Raw genomic sequence first — 20,342 nt, forward strand, 5'->3', positions numbered from 1 at the left:
GTCGGCACGGGGTTTCCTTTGTTCTCAAGGACTTTCGGTCAACCGGACTTGCGGCGGAACATCTGCTGAGCGCCGCTGGTCTCGGCGTCATGTGCGCCGGAGACCTTGCTGTGCGGCGACTTGTCCGACACGTCAGTGCCGCCGTGTGCGTGCTTCTTGTCGAGCGCCTCACGGAACTTGCGCTTGACCTCGTCACTGGGTCCGTGCTTGTCGGTCATGGAATGGGCCTCCTTGCACTCGGGCTGATCCGATCACTCTCGCACGGAGCCGCTCGGCGTGCCACCGCATATTCGGACCGGCGCCGATCTGTCGTCATACCGCTCGCACCCGGCCGGGCGGCTAGTGCCAAGATTGGCCCCGGACAGCAGTCGAGACGCAAGGGAGCGTTCCGGGCATGACGGCAACCGCCGACGAATTCGACCTGGTGATCCTCGGTGGCGGCAGTGGGGGTTACGCCTGCGCCTTCCGCGCCGCGGAGCTGGGCATGCGGGTCGCACTGGTGGAGAAGGACAAGGTCGGGGGTACCTGCCTGCACCGTGGCTGTATCCCGACGAAGGCGCTGCTGCACGCGGCGGAGATCGCCGACAGCGCGCGCGAGGGTGCGAAGTTCGGCGTGAAGACGACCTTCGAGTCGGTCGACATGACCGGCGTGCACGCCTACAAGGACGGCGTCATCGGTCGTCTCTACAAGGGGCTGCAGGGCCTGGTGAAGTCGCACGACATCACCTTCGTGGAGGGCGCCGGCCGGCTCACCTCACCGACGTCCGTGACGGTCGGTGATCGGGTGCTGACCGGCAAGAACATCGTGCTCGCAACTGGCTCCTACGCCAAGACGCTGCCCGGCGTCGAGGTCGGCGGCCGCATCGTCACCAGCGACCAGGCGCTCACGCTCGACGAGGTCCCGTCGCGAGTCATCGTGCTGGGCGGCGGAGTCATCGGTGTCGAGTTCGCTTCTGTCTTCGCGTCTTTCGGCTCCGACGTGACGATCGTCGAAGCCCTCCCCCGGCTGGTGGCCGCCGAGGACGAGGTCATCTCCAAGCAGCTCGAGCGGGCGTTCAAGAAGCGCAAGATCAAGGCCCTCACCGGTGCGAAGCTGGCCTCGGCGACGCAGAACGGCGACGAGGTGGTCGTCACGCTCGAGTCGGGTGACTCGCTCACCGCGGACCTGCTGCTCGTCGCGGTCGGCCGCGGGCCCGTCACCGACGATCTGGGGTATGCCGAGGCCGGCATCGACCTCGACCGAGGGTATGTCGTCACCGACGAGCGGTGCCGCACGAACATCCCGGGCGTCTATGCCGTCGGCGACATCGTGCCGGGTCTGCAGCTCGCCCACCGCGGCTTCGCGCAGGGCATCTTCGTCGCCGAGGAGATCGCAGGAAAGGAGCCGACGCCGATCGAGGAGTCCGGCATCCCCCGGGTCACCTACTGCGACCCGGAGATCGCCTCCGTCGGTCTCACCGAGGCCGCAGCCCGCGAGAAGCACGGTGACGGCGTGACGTCATACGAATACAACCTCGGCGGCAACGGCAAGAGCCAGATTCTGCAGACGCAGGGTTTCGTCAAGGTGGTGCGTGCGGGTGACACGGGCACGGTCGTCGGCGTGCACATGATCGGTGCCCGCATGGGCGAGCAGGTCGGCGAGGCGCAACTCATCGTCGGCTGGGAGGCCGTGCCCGACGACGTGGCCACGATGATCCACGCGCACCCCACCCAGAACGAAGCGCTGGGCGAGGCGCATCTCGCGCTGGCCGGGAAGCCGCTGCACGCCCATGGCTGAGACACACAGACTTGTCCGTGAGACAAAACCGCACACCCGCCACACAATCTAGGAGACTTGAGCCCATGTCTGAACGCGTGACAATGCCCGCACTCGGCGAGTCGGTGACAGAGGGCACCGTGACTCGATGGCTCAAGCAGGTCGGCGAGGAGGTCGCGGTCGACGAACCGCTGCTCGAGGTCTCCACCGACAAGGTCGACACCGAGATCCCCTCCCCGGTCGCCGGCACCCTGCAGGAGGTGCTGGTCGAGGAGGACGAAACCGTGCCGGTGGGCGCCGACCTGGCGGTCATCGGTGACGGCGCGGCCGCCCCGGCGAGCGACTCCGGATCGGGTGGCCAGGAGGCCGCGAAGTCCGGGGACTCCCAGGGCGATGCCGGCCAGTCGGAGGCTGCCCAGGCCGACGCACCCGCTGCTGCAGCGGAGCCAGCTGCAGCACCGGCCGAGTCGACGGCCCCCGCCTCCTCCGGTGGTGGCGAGGTCACCGGTGGCGAGACGATCACGATGCCGGCGCTCGGCGAGTCGGTCACCGAGGGCACCATCACCCGCTGGCTGAAGGCCGAGGGTGAGGACGTCGAGGTCGACGAGCCGCTGCTCGAGGTGTCCACCGACAAGGTCGACACCGAGGTGCCGTCACCTGTTGCCGGCAAGCTCACCAAGATCCTGGTGCAGGAGGACGAGACGGTGCCGGTCGGCGCCGAGCTCGCGATCGTGGGTGGCGAGGCGTCCGGCGGCTCCGCACCGGCGAAGCAGGAAGCACCGAAGCAGGAAGCGCCGAAGCAGGAAGCGCCCAAGCAGGAAGCACCGAAGCAGGAAGCGCCCAAGCAGGAGGCGCCGGCCGCCGTCCAGCAGCCGGCTGCTCAAGAGCAGGAGACGGCCCGGCAGGAGCCGCCCGCACAGACGTCTGCTCCGGCCGCGGCCTCGGGAGACCGCGAGCCGGCGTCATACGTGACTCCGCTGGTGCGCAAGCTCGCGGCCGAGCACGGCGTCGACCTCTCGACGGTCCAGGGCACCGGTGTCGGTGGCCGGATCCGCAAGCAGGACGTGCTCGAGGCCGCCAAGCCGGCCGAGCCGGAGCCTGCAGCAGCACCGGCCCCCGCGGCGGCTGCTCCGGCGGTGCGTCCGACCACGGCGAGCGCGGTGCCCGAGGTCTCGGCGAAGCGTGGCACCACCGAGAAGATGACCCGCATGCGCAAGCTGATCGCCACGCGCATGGTCGAGTCGCTGCAGATCTCGGCGCAGTTGACGACGGTCGTCGAGGTGGACGTCACCAAGATCGCGCGGCTGCGCGCCCGCTCGAAGGCCGGATTCGAGCAGCGGGAGGGCGTGAAGCTGAGCTTCATGCCGTTCTTCGCGCTGGCGGCGGTGGAGGCCCTCAAGGCCTACCCGCAGCTCAATGCCAGTGTCGAGGACGACTCGATCGTCTACCACCCGCAGGAGAACCTCGGCATCGCCGTCGACACCGACCGGGGCCTGATGGTGCCGGTGATCCGCGACGCGGGCGACCTCAACATTGCCGGTCTGTCGCGCAAGATCGCCGACCTCGCCGAGCGCACCCGGTTGGGCAAGGTGACGCCGGACGAGCTGGGCGGCGGCACGTTCACGCTGACCAACACCGGCAGCCGTGGAGCGCTCTTCGACACGCCGATCATCAACCAGCCGCAGGTCGGCATCCTCGGCACCGGCGCGGTCGTGAAGCGCCCGGTCGTCGTCACCGACGCGGACGGCGGCGAGACCATCGCCATCCGGTCGATGGTCTACCTGGCCCTCTCCTACGATCACCGGATCGTCGACGGTGCCGACGCCGCGCGGTTCCTGGTGGCGATGAAGAAGAGGCTCGAAGAGGGTGCCTTCGAGGTTTAGTGGGTTCGGCTATGCCAAACGGGCGGTATAGCGCACGCTTGGCATAGCCGAAAAACCACGTCCTGGAGGCAACCATGCGCATCGCGATCACCGGTTCGTCCGGTCTCATCGGCACGGCGTTGTCGGCCGCGCTGACCGCGCGCGGCGACGAGGTGGTCCGCCTGGTACGCCGTCGGCCGACCGGGCCGGGCGAGGTGCGGTGGGACCCGTCCGTACGAGAGCTGGATCCCGCGCAACTGCATGGAGTTTCGGCGATCGTGAACCTCGCGGGAGCCGGCATCGGCGACAAGCGGTGGACCGCGGCATACAAGCGGCAGTTGCTCGACTCGCGTCTGGACAGCACCACCACGGTGGTGCACGCGATGGAGCGGCTCGACGAGCCGGTCCGGCTGGTCAACGCCTCGGCCATGGGCTATTACGGCGATCGTGGCGAGGAGGTCGTCGACGAGGACTCGGTGCCCGGTCGTGGTTTCCTGGTCGATCTGGTGATCGCGTGGGAGTCGGCGACATCGCCGGCCGCGGCAGCCGGCGCGCCGGTTGCCCTGGCCCGCACCGGACTGGTGGTCTCACCCCGGGGCGGTCTGATGGCCCGGGTGCTGCCGCTCGCCCGGCTCGGTCTCGCCGGGCCGCTCGGCAGCGGTCGCCAGTGGTGGTCCTGGATCTCGCTCGTCGACGAGGTCCGCGCGCTGGTGCATCTGCTCGACCACCCGGAGATCACCGGCCCGGTGAACCTGTCGGTGCCTGAGGAGTCGGCGGTCCGGCAACGCGACGCGATGCGCGCCCTCGGCCGAGAGTTGCACCGACCGGCGTTCCTGCCCGCTCCTGCTCCTGCGCTCCGGATCGTGCTCGGTGAGTTGGCCGGCGATGTTCTCGCCGGCACTCGTATGGCGCCGAACGTCCTGCGGGACAGCGGTTTCAGCTGGACGCACACCGACATCGACGACGTCATGCGGTGTGCCGCACGCGGCGCCTGACACCGGCGGCAGCGGTCAGCCGTGTGCCGCGGCGGCGAGCGCCCGCAGCCGGGCGTGCACGCCGTCATACGCGGTGAACCCGGGCAGGTGCGATTTCTCGATCTTGCCGACGACCGTGTAGTTCTCGTCGCACACGTTGGCGACCGGGGTGAGCGCGGTCTGCGAGACGAGTTGGTAGGCGTCCATCGGCGAGAGCCCGAGGCCACCGGAGACCCAGTGGACCAGGTCGGCATGGCTGATCCGGAAGGCGTCCTCCAAGGGACGGGTGGATCCGGTCGACATGATGTGCGTGTCGTTCTCCAGCCGGGGCCAGGGAGTGGCGACGCCCTTGATCAGTTCGACCGCGAAGACCGTGTCCATGGCGGTCTCGACGGCGACCCCACACGTCTCGCCCTCGCCCTGCCGGGCGTGCCCGTCGCCCAGGCTGAGCAGCGCGCCCGGCACATTGACCCCGAGGTAACACGTTGTGCCGGCGCGCATTTCGGGTGTGTCCATGTTGCCGCCCCAGGAGCCCGGGGTGAGCGACGACCGCACCTCGCCCAGTGGCGGCGCGACGCCCACCGTGCCGTGCATCGGCTCCATCGGCAGGTCGATCGTGAGGTCCGAGTCGAGCGCCCGGTAGCGGACGATCCGGCTCGGCACGTCCAGGTCGTAGATCCAGGTCCGCTCGGGCAACGGGCCGTGCAGCATCGCGGTGTAGGGCGTCGCGGTCAGCGCGCCGAACAGCGGGATCGTGGTCGACACGCCCCAGTCCACGCTCGGGGTGATCGAGCAGAAGTGCACCGCGATCGTGTCCCCCGGCTCGGCGCCGTCGATGTGGAACGGCCCGGTCTGCGGATTGATGAACCGCGTGTCCGTCACCTCGGTGGCCAGGTCGCCCGGGCTGCGCACTCGGCCGCCATAGCAATCGGCCGTCCAGGTGGACACCACCGTGCCGGGCCGGATCGACGCGACAGCCTCCGCACCGCCGAAGGTGTAGACGAAGGTGGCGGGGTCCGCGTCCTGGTCGACGTCGTGACGGACGATCTGCATCAAGTGCCTCCCAGCGAGCCGACGGATCGTCTCCGAGTATGCCGGACGCATCGCCGCTCATTGAGGAGCGGCCCAGTCCACTACTCGCCAGCCGTGATTCGTCCATCGGACCGACAGGTCGGTGTGCTGGCCGAAGCGTGCCGGCGTCGTGTGTGTCGTGCCCTCGGCGATGACCTGGTATGCCGAGCTGTCGATCACCGCGGACACGTGCACCACGTCCCCGGTGCTCTGCTCGACCGCCGCCGACCGGACGGTGAACCGCAGGCCGCGATAGCGGACGTTCTTGCGGGCCGCCGTGCGCAGGTCAGCGACATCTCGCTGGTATGCCGGGGAATCCTTCACCTCCGCCGCATCGAGCCGATCGACGTCGCCGCTGGTCCAGGCGTCGGCACGGGCGGCGACGAGACGCCGCACGACGGGTAGCGGTGGCGCGGTGGGGGTGGACGCGGTGGCGGTGGACGACGTGGTCGATGGCGTCGACGCGCTCGGTGGGGTCACCCGTTCTGAAACGGTCGGTGCCGAGGGTGCCGCGCGTGCCTCGTCCGAGGAAGCACCGGAGCCGAGTCCGGTGGCCGCCAGGGCGATCACTCCCCCGGTGACGACCGCGGCCCCGAGCACCCACCGGACCCGCGGCGGCACTCTCCGCCGCCGTCGTGCCTGGTCCGGCACCGCCGCCAGGCCCGTGGCACCCGCGTCTGCAGCTGCCTGCTCCCGGATCCGCCGGGTCAGCGCGTCCGACTCCGCGCCGGGCGGGCTGGCAACGGCTGTGCGGCGTGCCGGCGAACCCTGCACGGGCGCCGGCTCGGGCCGTGCGCACTGCCACAGCGCGATCGCGAACTCCCCCGGCAGCGGCCGGGCTGAATCGGTATGGGCCAATGCGGCATTGACCAGGTCCCGCAGGCCGGCCGAAAGGTGCGGCGCCAGGTCGGCGAGTTCGGGTCGCAACGCCGCAGGCTCCGGCGGCGCACCGGTGAGGGCACGCCAGGCGATGGCACCGAGCGAGTAGACGTCCGATGCCGGGACCGGCCTGCCGCCGGCCAGCACCTCCGGCGCCGCCCACGCCTCGGTCGCCCACACCTCGTCCCCGGCGTGGCCGGCCAGGCGGGACATCCCCAGGTCGGCGATCAGCGGCTTGCCCTCGCCCGTCAGCAGGATGTTGCCCGGGCTCAGGTCGCCGTGCACGAGTCCGAGCCCGTGCAGGTCGTGCAGCGCCCGCGCCACCGGACAGAGGACGGTGACCAGCTCGCCCGGCGTCAGCACCTCGCGTCGCGCCAGGGTGTCCGCGACCGATCCGCCCTCCGCCAGCTCCATGACGATGGCGGTGCCCGGCGGCTCAGAAGTCTCGACGACATCGTGCAACCGCACCACATGCTCGTGCCGCAGCGACTCCAGGACGCTCAGCTCGTAGTCGAGCTGGTCCGCGTCGGCCGCGAGAACCTTTGCCGCACGCCGGATCTCGTCCGGACCGCGCACCGCCCACACGGAGCCGGTCGCCCCGCAGCCGAGGAAACCGAGGACGTCATAGCCCGGCAGCACGGGTGGCTGCGGCGAATCGTCTCCAGAACTGCGCACACCGGCACGGTGGCACGCCCACGGTGTCCGCCGCAGAACTTGTCCACAGGCTCGGTCAGCGCACGTCCTCCACGTTCAGCGTGATCGACTGACCCTGGTACGCCTTGCGGTGATGCAACGCCGCCACCTTCGCGAAGATCCGGTGCTTCGGGTTGCGCTCCCCGGCATACCGCAGCGGGTCGACGACCCGGCCGGCGTCGGCGAGCCGCCGCACCCGATCAGCCGATGCTCCGCTCAGGGACTGCTCGACGAACTTCGCCGGCAGCGTCGTGTAGAGCAGTTCCTCGTCGAGATCCGGTGCAGTGACTGGGTTTTCGTCGATGAGGTCGGCGACCAGTTGCTCCGCGATGTTGGCACCCGACGCGGTCGCGTAGTAGCAGTTGCGGCCGTAGCGCGGGTTGATCTCGAAGAAGACGACGCGACCGTCGCGAGGGTCGCGGATCGCGTCGAGGTTGGCGAAGCCGTGGTAGTCGGCCTCGGTCAGGATCTTGGAGCCGAGCGTGATCGCGTCCTCGAGTTCGGTGACGATCTGCACATCCGGAATCCCGAGGTATGCCGGGCGCGGATCCTGCATCAGGACCTCCGAGGCGCGCGCCAGGGTGATGCGCCCGTCGCGGGCGCGGTAGAGCGTCACCGAGAGCAGGTCGGTGCCGGGGATGAACTCCTGGGCGAGCAGCTGCCCGTCATACCCGGCGGCCTGGAACCGGTCGAGCAACTCGTCCAGCTGACCCTGGTCACCGACCTGATAGAGCTTCTTCTTGCCCGCCATCCGCAAGGATCCGTAACGCCCGGAATCGGCCGGCTTGACGATGAGCGGCCACGGCAGGTCCAGGCCGGCCGCGCTCGGCCGGCCGTCGGCGAAGTCGAGCACGACGGTGCGGGGGGTGGGCACGCCGGCGGCCGCGCACAGCTGGTTGAAGACGTTCTTGTCGGACACCCGGTGCAGCATCTCCGGCGACTCGTGCGGGACGAGGACGTTCTTGCCGAGGGTGGCCCGCTTGGCCGAGAGCGCCTGGACCAGACCGTCGTGGTTGGTCAGCGGAATGACTGTCAGCTCAGGGTTTTCGGCTGCCAGCCGACGAATCTCACGGAGCACGAGATCGAGGTCGGTCACGCCCTCCGGGCCCACTTCGTGCACCTCGCGGATGATCGACGAGTCCGCGATGGCGCCGGTGGCGAACGGCACGACCGCGATGCTGCTCAGCCCGTAACGCTCGTGGAACGCGCGTGCCAGCGCATAGCCGGACAGGGTGAAGTCCAGGATCACCGGCAGCACTTTCGGGGCGTCGGCCGGTGCCTGCGGCTGACGGGTCACGGCACCCGCGAGCTTCCCGGCCAGGCCGTCGGCGAGCTCGACCGCGTCGGACTTCGACCGGGGCAGGCCGGCGACGAACGCGCGCGCCGCCTGTTTCGCCCGGCCGACGCCGGCGAGCGCCGCACGCTGCGCGTGGTAGGCGCGCAGCACGTTGGGGCGGAGCACGACGTCCCACGGGCCGGGCGCGTCGATCATGCCCTTCTTGGCGAACGCGAGCTTGAACTCGTTGAGCGTGTCGAGGTAGGGCGAACGATCCGAGCCGCAGCCGAGGAAGTCGAAGAAGGTCGCCCCCTCGGCCTTCGTCGTGCGCATCGTCTCCCACGCCATGAGGTATGCCGCGAGCAGCTTGCGCGCCTCTCCCGAGGAGGCGGCGAAGTAGTAGTCGACCTCGCCGTCATACACGGTCACGAGCGCCCAGGACACGACGGTGCCCCGGTGCCGCACCGTGTAGAGCCGGCAGATCTCCGGGCCGAGCCGGCGCAGCATCTCGTAGTAGAACGCCGGCGGCCGGAGCACGAAATCGCCACGGCGGCCGGTCTCTTCGAAGATCGGGTAGATGACGTCGGTGAACTCCTGCTCGCTGATCGCCGTGTCGTCTGTAAAGACCAGGTCCGGGTTCTTCATCGCCTTGCGGATGTTGCGGCGGCCGCTCTGCGACATCTCGGACAGCAACTGCTCCTCGGACTTGGTGAGGTCGAGCACGATGGTGCGGTCGTAGAAGATCGCGATCAGCGGGTCGACCAGGTCGTCACCCGGGTGCACTGTGTGCAGCCGCAGCACGGCGGCGGACGGCCGTTCACTGCGGATGTATGACGACAGGGCGTCGCGCAGGGCACGCTCCCGCGCGGCGCTGCGGTCGTCGTCCAGCCAGACCGGCCCGTGCTTGGCCCACAGCTGCTCCAGGAACCGCCCCGCGAACGAGGTCAGGCTGATCGCGGCCATCGGGGTGTCGCCGTCGTCCACGAGCAGGTACCGCCAGTGCTCCCGCCCGGGAAGGACATCGTCATACCGCGCCCACTCCGGCGACTGCTCGACGGGCACGGTCCGGCCGGCCCGGTGGACGGTGTCGAGGAACTCGGATGCGGTGCAGGCGCGCACGGACAGCGTCACAGATCTGGCTTTCGTGGGGTACTTTCGGGCGATCCACAGCATACGTGGCGGGGGCGGCGCGGACGGTGCGCGCCACAGTCGAACGGAGCATCCTCATGTCAGTGGTTGTCATCGGCGGCGGCGTCGTCGGGGCCGCTGCGACCTATCACCTCGCGCGCCACGGTGTCGACGTCACGCTGGTCGACGCCGAGTACGACGGACGGGCCACCTCAGCCGGCGCCGGCATCATCTCCCCCTGGTCCTCGAGCGAGGAGGACCCGGACTGGTGCCGGATCGCCGCTGCCGGCGCGGAGTACTACACCGGGCTGCGTGATCGGCTGACCGAGGACGGGGAGCCGGAGTTCGGCTACCGGCAGGTCGGTTCGCTCCGGCTGACCACCGAAGCGGAGGTCGACCGGATGCTCGCGTCGACCCGCGAGCGCGCGGCGGGCTCGGCGCTGGCCGGACCGATCGAGGTGATCGACGGAACCGCCGCTCAGGAGCTCTTTCCGCCGCTGCGTCACGACGGGCCGGTGATCCGGGTTCCCGGCGCTGCCCGGCTCGACGGACGACAGCTGCGGACGGCATTGTGGTCCGCGGCCCGGAAGCGGGGCGCGAAGATCGTCGTCGGCCGAGCGCGGCTGGTCGCGGGGACCAGCGTCCAGGGCGTCGAGGTCGACGGCGAGAGGATCGGCGCTGACGTCGTCGTCGACGCGTCGGGGGTCTGGGCGCCGCAACTGCTGGCTCCGCTCGGGCTGCATTCACCCGTGACAGCGCTGCGCGGGCAGATCGTGCATCTCGCCCTCCCGGGTGCCGACACCGGCAACTGGCCGATGGTGCTGCCGCTGTCCAGCCACTACCTGCTCGGCTTCGACGACCGCGTCGTCGTCGGCGCGACGCGCGAGCCGGTCACCGACTTCGACCACCGCCTCACCGCCGGGGGCCTGCACGAAGTCCTCGCCGAGGCGCTGACGGTCGCGCCCGGGCTGGCCGGCGCCGGGTTCCTCGAGGCCCGGGTCGGATTCCGCCCGGTGGGACCGGATGCCAAACCGCTGCTCGGGACGACACCGGACCTGCCCGGGCTGGTCATCGCGAACGGACTGGGGGCACACGGCCTCACCATGGGGCCGTATGTCGGCTCCGTCGCGGCGACTCTCGCGGAAGGCGGCGATCCGGGGTTCGACCTGTCGCCATACGACCTCCGTCGTTAGCTCTCGACCACCGCCGGGAGGCGCTTCTCGATGTAGGGCAGCACCTCCGCGACGGTCACGTCGCGACCGAGCTCCTCGGACAACGACGTGACTCCCGCGTCCGAAATGCCGCACGGCACAATGACGTTGGCCCAGGACAGGTCGCAATCGCAGTTGAGCGCGAAGCCGTGCATCGTCACGTCGCGGCTGACGCGGACGCCGATGGCGCCGATCTTGCGTTCGGGTCTGCCGTCCGCCGCCGGCAGCCAGACACCGCTGCGGCCCTCCACCCGGACGGTCTGCACGCCGAGGTCGGCGCAGACGTCGATCATCAGCTGCTCCAGCCGCCGCACATGTCCGACGACATCCAGGGGAACGGGCAGTCGGACGATCGGATAGCCGGTCAGCTGACCCGGTCCGTGCCAGGTGATCCGGCCACCGCGATCGACGTCGACCACGGGTGAGCCGTCCGTCGGGCGGTCGTACCAGGCGGTGCGCTTGCCGGCGGTGTAGACCCGCTGATGCTCCAGCAGCAGCGTGGTGTCCTCCTGCTCGCCGGCCACGACGCGCGCGTGCACCGCGCGCTGCAGGTCCCACGCAGCCTCGTAGTCGACGAAGTCCGGGTCGAACCCGACGTGTTCGATGCGCATGGCTGCAACGCTACGCCGGTCGTGGACGACAGGCCCGGCCGGACCGATACCGCGGCGTAGGGCGGCCGTCCCTTATGGTGGGTCCGGGCGATGGATCCCGCCCGGGTCGTCATACCGGACCCGAACCGCACCAGTGCTGATGGTTCCTACCACGCCGATGCCGGCGGGTAGGTCGTGCTGCCCGCCGGTCGACCCGGAGAGACAGACGTATGCCGCCGCAGCCTCCCCAACCCAGTCCGGACCGAATGGTGGACTTCCACGCCCACCCGATCGTCGTCGGCGTCATGCCGCATCAGCCGCCCCTGGTCGCGCTCACTGCGGCCACCCTGGCCCGAGCAGTCGGTGCACCGTCCGTCCACTTCGGGTTCGCCGACCAGTCCCGCTACGTCGTCGAGGAACTGCCCGACGGCAATGTCCGGCACGCGCCGATCGATCCGGACGACGCGGACGAGCAATGGCGGGTGACCGCCGAGAAGCTCGCCGAACAGATCGAGGATGTGCTCGGTGCGGACTCCGTGCCGTGGCACTTCCACTACCTCGCCGGCCGGCCGGACCGGGCGCTGACTCATCTGGCGCGTGCGGTCGATGCTGCGTGCTTCGTCGTCGGCACGCGCCTCGGCAGGCACCCGATGCGCGAATTCCTCAGCGGCTCGGTGTCCGTCCGGCTCTCGCACCACCAACACCGCCCGGTGATCGTGGTGCCGCTCCAGGTCGTCGACTGGTCGGACGGGCTGCCGTGGCAGTGACGTCGACCCGCCGTCGCACCGCCACCGTTCATGCACATCGCGATCCGCTGTTGTTGGGCGCTGTCTTCGTGGGCGGCGCGTCTGGCACCGCCATCCGTGCCCTGCTCGGTGACGCCTTTCCGCACGCCGACGGTTCGTGGCCCTGGACGACCTTCTGTATCAACATGATCGGCGCATTGCTGCTCGGTTTCCTGCTGGAAGCGCTCGTGCGATCCGGGGAGGACCACGGTGGCCGCCGGCTCGCCAGACTCGGGCTGGGCACGGGCGTGCTGGGCGGGTTCACGACCTACAGCACCTTCATGGTGGAGACGACCGGCCTGCCGTGGCTGCTGGCCGGCGGCTATGTGGTGGCGACGGTCGTCCTGGGTGCACTCGCCGCGTGGGCCGGCATCCGGCTGGCGAAGGCGTTGGTTCGAATGGGTGAGACCGCTTGACCACGCTGCTGATTGCGCTGTGCGGCGGCGTCGGGGCCGTGAGCCGGTTCGTCGTCGATGCGGAGGTGCGGCGGCGGGTCCGCGGCCCGTTCCCGATCGCCACGTTCCTGATCAACGTGGTGGGCTCGTTCCTGCTCGGCGTCCTCACCGGGGCGCTCACGCATCACGCCGGCTGGCTCTCCCCCACCGCGAAGGCCGCACTCGGCACCGGATTCTGCGGCGGCTTCACGACGTTCAGCACGGCATCGGTAGAGACCGTCCGGTTGTGGCTGACGACGGGCCGGACCGAGGGCAGCCGGTATGCCGTCGCCACTGCGCTCGTCGCGCTGCTTGCCGCCTTCGCCGGCCTGGCGCTAGGCACCGCCCTCGCCTGACCACCCCTGACCCCACCGCCGCCACCTCGTTGCCGACAGGCTCACAAAACGCCGAAAGGCTCAGTAAAACGGGCGGTTTGGCGCCCGATTTACTGAGCCTGTCGGTCGTTGCTGAGCCTCTCGGGGAAGGGGTCAGCTGTCAGCTCTCAATATTGGCCATCACGTGCTTCACCCGCGTGTAGTCCTCGAAGCCGTAGAGCGACAGGTCCTTGCCGTAGCCGCTGTGCTTGAAACCGCCGTGCGGCATCTCGGCGACCAGCGGGATGTGCGTGTTGATCCAGACGCAGCCGAAGTTGAGCGCCTTCGACACCCGCATCGCGCGGCCGAAGTCCTTGGTCCAGACCGACGACGCCAAGCCGTACTGCACGTCGTTGGCCCAGTTGATCGCCTCGGTCTCGTCGGTGAACCGCTGCACGGTGATCACCGGGCCGAAGATCTCGTTCTGCACCGCCTCGTCGGTCTGCAGCAGCCCCGACACGACCGTCGGCTCGATGAAGAAGCCGTCGCCGAGGGATGTCGCGCGATGGCCACCGGCCGCGACGTTGGCATTGTCCGGGAGCCGGTCGAGGAAACCGGTCACGTGCGACAACTGGTTGGCGTTGTTGACCGGGCCGAGCAACGCGTCGTCGCTGTCCGGCATACCGACCTTGGCGTTGCTCGTGGCGAATTCCGCCAAGGCAGAGACGAAGTCGTCGTGTATGCCGGGCGACGCCAGCACACGCGTGGCAGCCGTGCAGTCCTGACCGGCGTTGAAGTAGCCGGCCGTCGCGATGCCCTCGACCGCGGCCTCGATGTCCGCGTCGTCGAAGACGATCACGGGGGCCTTGCCACCCAGCTCGAGGTGCACCCGCTTGACGTCCTTGGCAGCCGACTCGGCGACCTGGATGCCGGCACGCACCGACCCGGTGATCGCCACCATCTGCGGAGTCGGGTGCTCGACCAGCGCCCGGCCCGTCTCGCGGTCGCCGGTGATCACGTTGAACGCGCCCGCCGGCAGGAACTCAGCGGCGACCTCGGCGAGCAGCAGAGTGGTCTCCGGCGTGGTGTCGCTCGGCTTCAGGACCACCGTGTTGCCCGCGGCCAGCGCCGGCGCGATCTTCCACATCGCCATCATCATCGGGTAGTTCCAGGGCGTCACCTGACCGATGACGCCGATCGGCTCGCGCCGGATGAACGACGTGTGACCGGGCAGGTATTCGGCGGCTGCCTTGCCCTCCAGCATGCGCGCGGCGCCGGCGAAGAAGCGCAGCTGGTCGACCATCACCGGCACCTCCTCGCTCGCGGTCAGCGCGAACGGCTTGCCGGTGTTCTGCGCCTCCAGCTTCACGAAGTCGTCGGCCCGCTTGTCGATCGCGTCGGCGAACTTCAGCAGCGCGTGCTGGCGTTCGCCCGGGGTCGTCTGACCCCACTCCTCGAACGCCTTCGACGCAGCACGGTATGCCGCGTCCACGTCTGCTTCGGTCGAAACAGGAGCGTTGGCAACGACTTTCGCGGTCGAGGGATCGATCACGTCCGTCGTCCGGTCGGTTTCGGCAGCGACATACTCGCCACCGACGAAGTTGCGCAGCTCGCGTGGGCTGTCAGTCATCCAAAACACTCCTTTGTGTTGTCGTTCGTCAGCACTCAGCACTCAGCACTCAGCACTCAGCACTCAGCACTCAGCACTCGATCACGTTGACGGCGAGGCCACCCCGCGCCGTCTCCTTGTATTTGACGGACATGTCCCGACCGGTGTCGCGCATCGTCTTGATGGCCTTGTCCAGGCTGACGGTGTGCACCCCGCTGCCGTTGACGGCGAGCCGGGCCGCGTTGATCGCCTTCACGCTGGCGATCGCGTTGCGCTCGATGCAGGGGATCTGCACGAGTCCGCCGACCGGGTCGCACGTCAGGCCCAGATTGTGCTCGATGCCGATCTCCGCGGCGTTTTCCACCTGCTTGGGGGTGCCGCCCATGACTTCCGCGAGGCCGCCGGCGGCCATCGCACACGCCGAGCCCACCTCTCCCTGGCAGCCGACCTCGGCGCCCGAGATCGAGGCGTTCTCCTTGAACAGGATGCCGATCGCGGCCGCTGTCAGCAGGAATCGCACCACCCCGTCGTCGTCGGCGCCGGGCACGAAGTTGACGTAGTAGTGCAGCACGGCGGGGATGATGCCCGCTGCGCCGTTGGTCGGCGCGGTGACGATGCGGCCGCCGGAGGCGTTCTCCTCGTTGACGGCGAGCGCGTAGAGGTTGACCCAGTCCATGACGCGCAGCGGATCGTCGCGCAGCGCGCCCTTGGTCAGCTCGCGGTGCAGCTGCGGAGCGCGGCGTGGCACCCGCAGCCCGCCCGGGAGCGTGCCTTCGTGCGCGATGCCGGCCTGCACACAGTCGCGCATCACCGACCAGAGATGCAGCATCCCGTCCCGGACCTGGTCCTCGGACCGCCAGGACACCTCGTTGCGCATCATCAGCTCGGACACCGAGCACTGCTCGCGCTCGCAGATCTCCAACATCTCCGCGCCGGTGGAGAACGGCAACTCGACCCGCGTGTCGTCGAGCACGACCCGGTCGGCACCGGTTGCCGCCTCGTCCACGACGAACCCGCCGCCCACCGAGTAGTAGACGTGCGACGCGATGACGGCTCCGTGCGCGTCGTAGGCATCGAACTGCATGCCGTTGGGATGCGCCGGCAGCGATTTGCGGCGGTGCATGACCAGGTCCTCGTCGGGATCCCAGTCGATCGGGTGGGTTCCGGCCAGGGACAAGGTATGCCGGGCGCGGGCGTCCTCGACGCGCGCCTGCGTGGTGCCGGTGTCGACGGTCTCGGGCGCCTCACCTTGCAGACCGAGGACGACCGCCTTGTCGGAGCCGTGTCCATGGCCGGTCGCACCGAGTGAGCCGAACAGCTGCGCCCGCACCCGGCATACGGTGTCCAGCTTCCCGGAGGTCATCAGCCCCTCGACGAACGTCTTCGCCGCGCGCATCGGACCGACCGTGTGCGACGAGGACGGACCGATGCCGACGGAATACAGGTCGAACGCGCTCAACGCCATGGCCAAATCATACCCATATGGCGCAAGCTACGACGGAATTCGAAGGAAAGAGGTTGATTCACTTCGAATAACGTGCCAGAATTGCGCCATGGTCGAGACGAACCGCAGTGTGACGAGGACCACGCTCGACGACGTCTCCAAGGCAATCATCGCGCGCCTGCAGACCGACGGCCGCGCCGCCTACTCGGCGATCGCGCGGGACATCGGCCTGTCGGAGGCGGCCGTCCGGCAGCGGGTCCAGCGGCTGCTGGACTCCGACGTGCTGCAGATCGTCGCGGTCACCGATCCGGCCCAGGTCGGATTCGACCGCCAGGCGATGATCGGTGTGCGGGTCAAGGGCGACCTGACCCCCGTGCAGGAGGCGCTCAGCACGCTGCCCGAAGTCGCTTACGTCGTCCTGACCGCCGGCCGGTTCGACGTGCTGGTCGAGGTGGTCTGCGTCGACGACGACCACCTGCTCGACCTGCTGACGGCTCGGATCCGCACCATCGACGGCGTGATCGAGACCGAGACCTTCGTATACCTGAAACTCGCCAAACAACGCTACGACTGGGGAACGAGATGACAACAACTCCAACGCCAACGCCGACCACGCAATCCGACGCCGACGTCACACCCGCCGGCACGCCGCGCGCCGAGGCCGCGCGCGACCACCTGTGGGGTCACTTCACCCGGCAGTCGGTCTACGAGCCGGTCGATCAGGGTGGGCTCGGAGCCGCCATACCGACCATCGTGAAGGGTGAAGGCGCCTACATCTGGGACGACCACGGCCGCAAATACCTGGACGGGCTGTCCGGGCTGTTCACCGTGCAGGTCGGCCACGGCCGCACGGAGCTGGCCGAGGCGGCTGCCGCCCAGGCCAAGGAGCTGGCGTTCTTCCCGATCTGGTCCTACGCGCACAAGCCCGCGATCGACCTGGCCGAGCGGCTGGCGTCATACGCACCCGGCAACCTCAACCGCGTCTTCTTCACCACCGGTGGTGGCGAGGCCGTCGAGTCGGCCTGGAAGCTGGCCAAGCACTACTTCAAGCTGACCGGCAAGCCCGGCAAGCACAAGGTGATCAGCCGCGCGGTGGCCTACCACGGCACCCCGCAGGGTGCTCTGTCGATCACCGGTCTGCCGCCGCTCAAGGAGATGTTCGAACCGCTGGTCCCGGGCGCGTTCAAGGTGCCCAACACCAACATCTACCGCGCCCAGCCCGAGTTGCGTGACGACCCGAAGGCTTTTGGCCGCTGGGCGGCGGACCGCATCGCCGAGGCGATCGAGTTCGAGGGCCCGGACACCGTCGCCGCCGTCTTCCTCGAGCCGGTGCAGAACGCCGGCGGGTGCTTCCCGCCGCCGCCCGGGTACTTCGAGCGGGTGCGCGAGATCTGCGACGAGTACGACGTGCTGCTCGTCTCCGACGAGACGATCTGTGCGTTCGGCCGGATCGGCGAGATCTTCGCGTGCAAGGACTACGGCTACGAGCCGGACATCATCACCTGCGCGAAGGGTATGACGTCGGGCTACTCCCCGATCGGCGCGATGATCGCCAGCGACCGGCTGTTCGAGCCGTTCAAGCACGGCACGACGATGTTCCCGCACGGTTACACCTTCGGCGGTCACCCGGTGTCGGCGGCGGTGGCGCTCGCCAACCTCGACATCTTCGAGAAGGAGGGCCTCGTGCAGCACGTGCACGAGAACGCCCCGGCCTTCCGCGCCACGCTGGAGAAGCTGCACGACCTGCCGATCGTCGGAGATGTCCGCGGTGACGGCTACTTCTACGGCATCGAACTGGTCAAGGACAAGGAGACCCGGGAGACGTTCAACGACGACGAGGCCGAGCGGATGCTGCGCGGTTTCCTGTCCAAGGCGCTCTACGACTCGGGTCTCTACTGCCGCGCCGACGACCGTGGTGACCCCGTCGTCCAGCTCGCACCGCCGGTGATCATCGGTCAGCCGGAGTTCGACGAGATCGAGCAGAAGCTGCGCCGTGTGCTCACCGAGGCGTGGTCGATGCTCTGACCCGGCACGCACCATTGAGTGGCTCCATGGCGGTTAAGCTGCACCGCCATGGAGCCACTGCCGCAGTTCTGGCGCGCTGCACGTGCCGGCATGGTCACCGCCTGGGGTTGGTCGACACGGTCGGCCGACGAGGCGCTGGCCGTGGCCAACGAACGACTTGCCAACAGTCTCAAGGCGATTCAGGCCGGACTCCCCCGCGACAAGCGCGGGTCCTACGGTTGGGCACCGCCGCGGGAGGAGACGCTGCACGAGGTGCGGGACAGCGACGGAGAGCTGACCGCTGTCGTGTCCCGCAACCGCTATGGCGCGGACGTGCTCGGCACGGACCGGCTGCTCATCGCGGACGTCGACGTGCCGCGACCCCGTCCGGTCGCCCGATCGCTGCGGCGACTCTTCGGCGGCAAGAAGGCCGGCGACGACGACAACCCCACGGCCCGCGCCCGGGCGATCATCCAGGACTTCGCGGCCGGTCACCCGCAGCTCGGCGTCCGTGCCTACGAGACGTACGGCGGATTCCGTGTCATCGTCACCGGCTCCGGCCTGGCGCCGAACTCACCGGACGCGGCCGCGCTCTTCGGTCAACTCGTCACCGATCAGATTTACGTCCACCTGTGCCGCAAGTACAACACCTGCCGCGCCCGGCTGACGCCCAAGCCGTGGCGCTGCGGGATGCGTGCACCGACCGTCGTCTGGCCGCCGTCATCGGACGACGAGCGTCGTCGGATGAGCGACTGGCTCTCCGAATACCAGGCCAGGACAACCGGTTACGCGACCTGCCGACTCGACGGCACGTTCGGTCCACCTCCCCGCTCGGACGAAGCGCAGATCATCCAGCTGCACGACCTGGCAACCCGGGTCACGGATTCGCAGCTCCCGCTGGCCTAGCCGGGCCCCGGAAAGCGGTCACTCCGCGGGTCGTCCCCACCAGGACCAGGCCGGCTCCGGTGCTCGGCGAGGCGAACACCGGAACGTCAGCCCCGACCGGCACGCTCTGCACCTGCTTCAGGCTCTTGACATCGTAGGTCGTGAGCCGGCCGGGCCCGCTGTCCAGCGCCCACACCTGCGAACCGATCACGACCGGCGAGCTGTCGGCACCCGTCAGGCGCGGTCCGAGCCGATGCGCGACGGCGTCGATGACCTGGAGGCCGCCACCGCGACACGGGACGAAAAGTCGCCCGGTCGCGGCGTCATACGCGGGGCCACCGTCGGGATCGCTCCCGCAGATTCCGGGAACTGCGGCCACCAGGCGCAGATCGCGCTGCCGCAGGAAGAACCCGGCGTCGGTCTTGCCGACGGCAAAGACCTCCTCGTCCGGCAACAGGACCGGATTGCCCGTCGCGAGGTCGCCGTCCGCGCTGGCTTTCCGGTCCTTGAAGTCCGCCTGCAGCCGCAAGGAGGGGCTGAGCTTGAGCACGCTCTCGGCATACCGCGCCGGATCGGGAGAGACCGACGGGAAGGGGTTGGCATTGCCGGTCGTGACGAACACGTTGCCGCCCCGGTCGATCGCCGGTGCGCCACCGGACGACCAGATGGCGCCGCCTTCGCTGCCCGGTGCCACCTCGAATGCCGAATTCGCCTTCTTTCGAGTCGTGTCCACACCGACCAGCCAGCCTTGGTAGGTGCCGCAGTCGCCCGCGTTGCCGCCATAGGCCACGTAGACGATGCCGCTCCGCATCGCCAGACCAGCACGCTGCAGCAGGTGCACAGCCCGTTCAGCGGCGGGCAGCGGCGGGTCCGCGGACACGCTGAGCCTGGTGCGGCCCGTCGCCAGGTCGAGCCCGACCAGTTGATGGTGGACGCTGCCGTTGCCGTCGTCGATCTCGCCGACGACATAGACGGTGCCGGTCGCCGCGTCGGCAACCGGCGTGCTCGTGATACCCAGCGGATCGATGTTGCCGCACCCGGCGACACTCGCGACGTTGCGCAACGGCTTGCCGATCGTGTGCGACCACAAGACTTTTCCGCTTTGCGGGTCCAGCGCGACGACCCGGTTGGTCTCGGTTGCGGCAATGACCCGGCTGCCCACCACCAACGGCTGACCGCGGACGGCCCCACCCAGATCCACCGACCAGGCGCGCCGACTCGGCGTAAGCGCGGCTGAGCCCGCTGCCACGGCGCCGGTCCGAGCGTCGTCCGCGTGGTATGACGTCCAAGACGTCCGCGTGTCCGGTGCGCGCCACGGCGACCTCGCTGCCGAGGTGGTGCCCGGAGAGGTCGGACCGGGACCGTTCCTCGCGGCTTGGGAGCACGCCGCGAACAGGCCGACGCCGGCCGCGAGCGTGACCGCGACG

General features: G+C 69.3%; 18 protein-coding genes and 1 riboswitch. Of the genes, 10 read left to right on the forward strand and 8 right to left on the reverse strand.

Annotated elements, in window-relative coordinates; translation table 11 throughout:
• Nucleotides 1–38 precede the first annotated feature (38 nt).
• On the reverse strand, nucleotides 39–218 hold the full coding sequence (locus ACN8HC_RS07205; protein WP_490074139.1) for a DUF5302 domain-containing protein: 180 nt from the start codon (nucleotides 216–218) through the stop codon (nucleotides 39–41).
• 176 nt (nucleotides 219–394) lie between these two features.
• Between ACN8HC_RS07205 and lpdA the strand changes: the two genes are divergently transcribed.
• The 3 genes from lpdA (at nucleotide 395) to ACN8HC_RS07220 (ending at nucleotide 4,613) form a co-directional block, all read left to right on the forward strand.
• Entirely contained in the window at nucleotides 395–1,777 is a 1,383-nt protein-coding gene (gene lpdA / locus ACN8HC_RS07210; RefSeq protein ID WP_490074140.1) for a dihydrolipoyl dehydrogenase, read from the forward strand.
• Between the two features lie 65 nt (nucleotides 1,778–1,842).
• Entirely contained in the window at nucleotides 1,843–3,639 is a 1,797-nt protein-coding gene (gene sucB / locus ACN8HC_RS07215; RefSeq protein WP_490074141.1) for a 2-oxoglutarate dehydrogenase, E2 component, dihydrolipoamide succinyltransferase, read from the forward strand.
• 74 nt (nucleotides 3,640–3,713) lie between these two features.
• Nucleotides 3,714–4,613 (forward strand): TIGR01777 family oxidoreductase, encoded by a 900-nt coding sequence (locus ACN8HC_RS07220; protein WP_490074142.1) that lies wholly within the window; start codon nucleotides 3,714–3,716, stop codon nucleotides 4,611–4,613.
• Nucleotides 4,614–4,628: 15 nt separating this feature from the next.
• Here ACN8HC_RS07220 and ACN8HC_RS07225 read toward each other — a convergent pair whose 3' ends face one another.
• Genes ACN8HC_RS07225 through ACN8HC_RS07235 form a run of 3 tightly spaced genes read right to left on the reverse strand, consistent with a single transcriptional unit; the run spans nucleotide 4,629 to nucleotide 9,642 of the window.
• Complete coding sequence (locus ACN8HC_RS07225; RefSeq protein ID WP_490074143.1) at nucleotides 4,629–5,645, reverse strand: acetamidase/formamidase family protein; 1,017 nt, start codon at nucleotides 5,643–5,645, stop codon at nucleotides 4,629–4,631.
• A gap of 57 nt (nucleotides 5,646–5,702) precedes the next feature.
• Nucleotides 5,703–7,217 (reverse strand): serine/threonine-protein kinase, encoded by a 1,515-nt coding sequence (locus ACN8HC_RS07230; protein ID WP_490074144.1) that lies wholly within the window; start codon nucleotides 7,215–7,217, stop codon nucleotides 5,703–5,705.
• A 55-nt stretch (nucleotides 7,218–7,272) separates the two neighbouring features.
• Nucleotides 7,273–9,642 carry a GNAT family N-acetyltransferase gene (locus ACN8HC_RS07235; protein WP_490074145.1) on the reverse strand — a complete coding sequence of 790 codons (2,370 nt, stop codon included), beginning with the start codon at nucleotides 9,640–9,642 and terminating at the stop codon, nucleotides 7,273–7,275.
• A 95-nt stretch (nucleotides 9,643–9,737) separates the two neighbouring features.
• Here ACN8HC_RS07235 and ACN8HC_RS07240 point away from each other — a divergent pair, with 95 nt between their 5' ends.
• Complete coding sequence (locus tag ACN8HC_RS07240) at nucleotides 9,738–10,832, forward strand: NAD(P)/FAD-dependent oxidoreductase (RefSeq protein WP_490074146.1); 1,095 nt, start codon at nucleotides 9,738–9,740, stop codon at nucleotides 10,830–10,832.
• Here the strand turns inward: ACN8HC_RS07240 and lipB are convergent.
• Nucleotides 10,829–11,509, reverse strand: a complete 681-nt coding sequence (gene lipB / locus ACN8HC_RS07245; protein ID WP_490074215.1) for a lipoyl(octanoyl) transferase LipB — start codon at nucleotides 11,507–11,509, stop codon at nucleotides 10,829–10,831. The genes ACN8HC_RS07240 and lipB overlap by 4 nt on opposite strands.
• 29 nt (nucleotides 11,510–11,538) lie before the next feature.
• Nucleotides 11,539–11,617, forward strand: a riboswitch (Fluoride riboswitch).
• 53 nt (nucleotides 11,618–11,670) lie between these two features.
• Between lipB and ACN8HC_RS07250 the strand changes: the two genes are divergently transcribed.
• The 3 genes from ACN8HC_RS07250 to ACN8HC_RS07260 are packed head-to-tail and all read left to right on the forward strand — an operon-like array spanning nucleotide 11,671 to nucleotide 13,015.
• Nucleotides 11,671–12,207 carry a universal stress protein gene (locus ACN8HC_RS07250; protein WP_490074147.1) on the forward strand — a complete coding sequence of 179 codons (537 nt, stop codon included), beginning with the start codon at nucleotides 11,671–11,673 and terminating at the stop codon, nucleotides 12,205–12,207.
• Nucleotides 12,198–12,641: a fluoride efflux transporter FluC gene (locus ACN8HC_RS07255; RefSeq protein WP_490074148.1), complete on the forward strand. Its 444-nt coding sequence runs from the start codon at nucleotides 12,198–12,200 to the stop codon at nucleotides 12,639–12,641. The genes ACN8HC_RS07250 and ACN8HC_RS07255 overlap by 10 nt, the downstream gene beginning before the upstream one ends.
• Nucleotides 12,638–13,015 (forward strand): fluoride efflux transporter FluC, encoded by a 378-nt coding sequence (locus ACN8HC_RS07260; RefSeq protein ID WP_490074149.1) that lies wholly within the window; start codon nucleotides 12,638–12,640, stop codon nucleotides 13,013–13,015. Before ACN8HC_RS07255 ends, ACN8HC_RS07260 begins: the two co-directional genes overlap by 4 nt.
• A 139-nt stretch (nucleotides 13,016–13,154) precedes the next feature.
• On the opposite strand, the gene ACN8HC_RS07265 is transcribed toward ACN8HC_RS07260, so the two are convergent.
• Together ACN8HC_RS07265 and ACN8HC_RS07270 are read right to left on the reverse strand one after the other, a co-directional pair.
• Nucleotides 13,155–14,603, reverse strand: a complete 1,449-nt coding sequence (locus ACN8HC_RS07265; protein ID WP_490074150.1) for a gamma-aminobutyraldehyde dehydrogenase — start codon at nucleotides 14,601–14,603, stop codon at nucleotides 13,155–13,157.
• Nucleotides 14,604–14,673: 70 nt separating this feature from the next.
• Entirely contained in the window at nucleotides 14,674–16,047 is a 1,374-nt protein-coding gene (locus tag ACN8HC_RS07270; protein ID WP_490074151.1) for an L-serine ammonia-lyase, read from the reverse strand.
• An 88-nt stretch (nucleotides 16,048–16,135) separates the two neighbouring features.
• Between ACN8HC_RS07270 and ACN8HC_RS07275 the strand changes: the two genes are divergently transcribed.
• The 3 genes from ACN8HC_RS07275 to ACN8HC_RS07285 are packed head-to-tail and all read left to right on the forward strand — an operon-like array spanning nucleotide 16,136 to nucleotide 18,936.
• Nucleotides 16,136–16,612: an Lrp/AsnC family transcriptional regulator gene (locus ACN8HC_RS07275; protein ID WP_490074152.1), complete on the forward strand. Its 477-nt coding sequence runs from the start codon at nucleotides 16,136–16,138 to the stop codon at nucleotides 16,610–16,612.
• Nucleotides 16,609–18,051 (forward strand): aspartate aminotransferase family protein, encoded by a 1,443-nt coding sequence (locus ACN8HC_RS07280; protein ID WP_490074153.1) that lies wholly within the window; start codon nucleotides 16,609–16,611, stop codon nucleotides 18,049–18,051. Before ACN8HC_RS07275 ends, ACN8HC_RS07280 begins: the two co-directional genes overlap by 4 nt.
• Nucleotides 18,052–18,099: 48 nt before the next feature.
• Nucleotides 18,100–18,936 carry a hypothetical protein gene (locus tag ACN8HC_RS07285; RefSeq protein WP_490074154.1) on the forward strand — a complete coding sequence of 279 codons (837 nt, stop codon included), beginning with the start codon at nucleotides 18,100–18,102 and terminating at the stop codon, nucleotides 18,934–18,936.
• Here the strand turns inward: ACN8HC_RS07285 and ACN8HC_RS07290 are convergent.
• Nucleotides 18,908–20,164, reverse strand: coding sequence for an outer membrane protein assembly factor BamB family protein (locus tag ACN8HC_RS07290; RefSeq protein WP_490074155.1), 1,257 nt, complete (start codon nucleotides 20,162–20,164; stop codon nucleotides 18,908–18,910). The two genes, ACN8HC_RS07285 and ACN8HC_RS07290, sit on opposite strands and share 29 nt — an antisense overlap.
• Nucleotides 20,165–20,342: the final 178 nt, after the last annotated feature.

It is taken from the genome of Flexivirga sp. YIM B11880 (assembly GCF_058148645.1).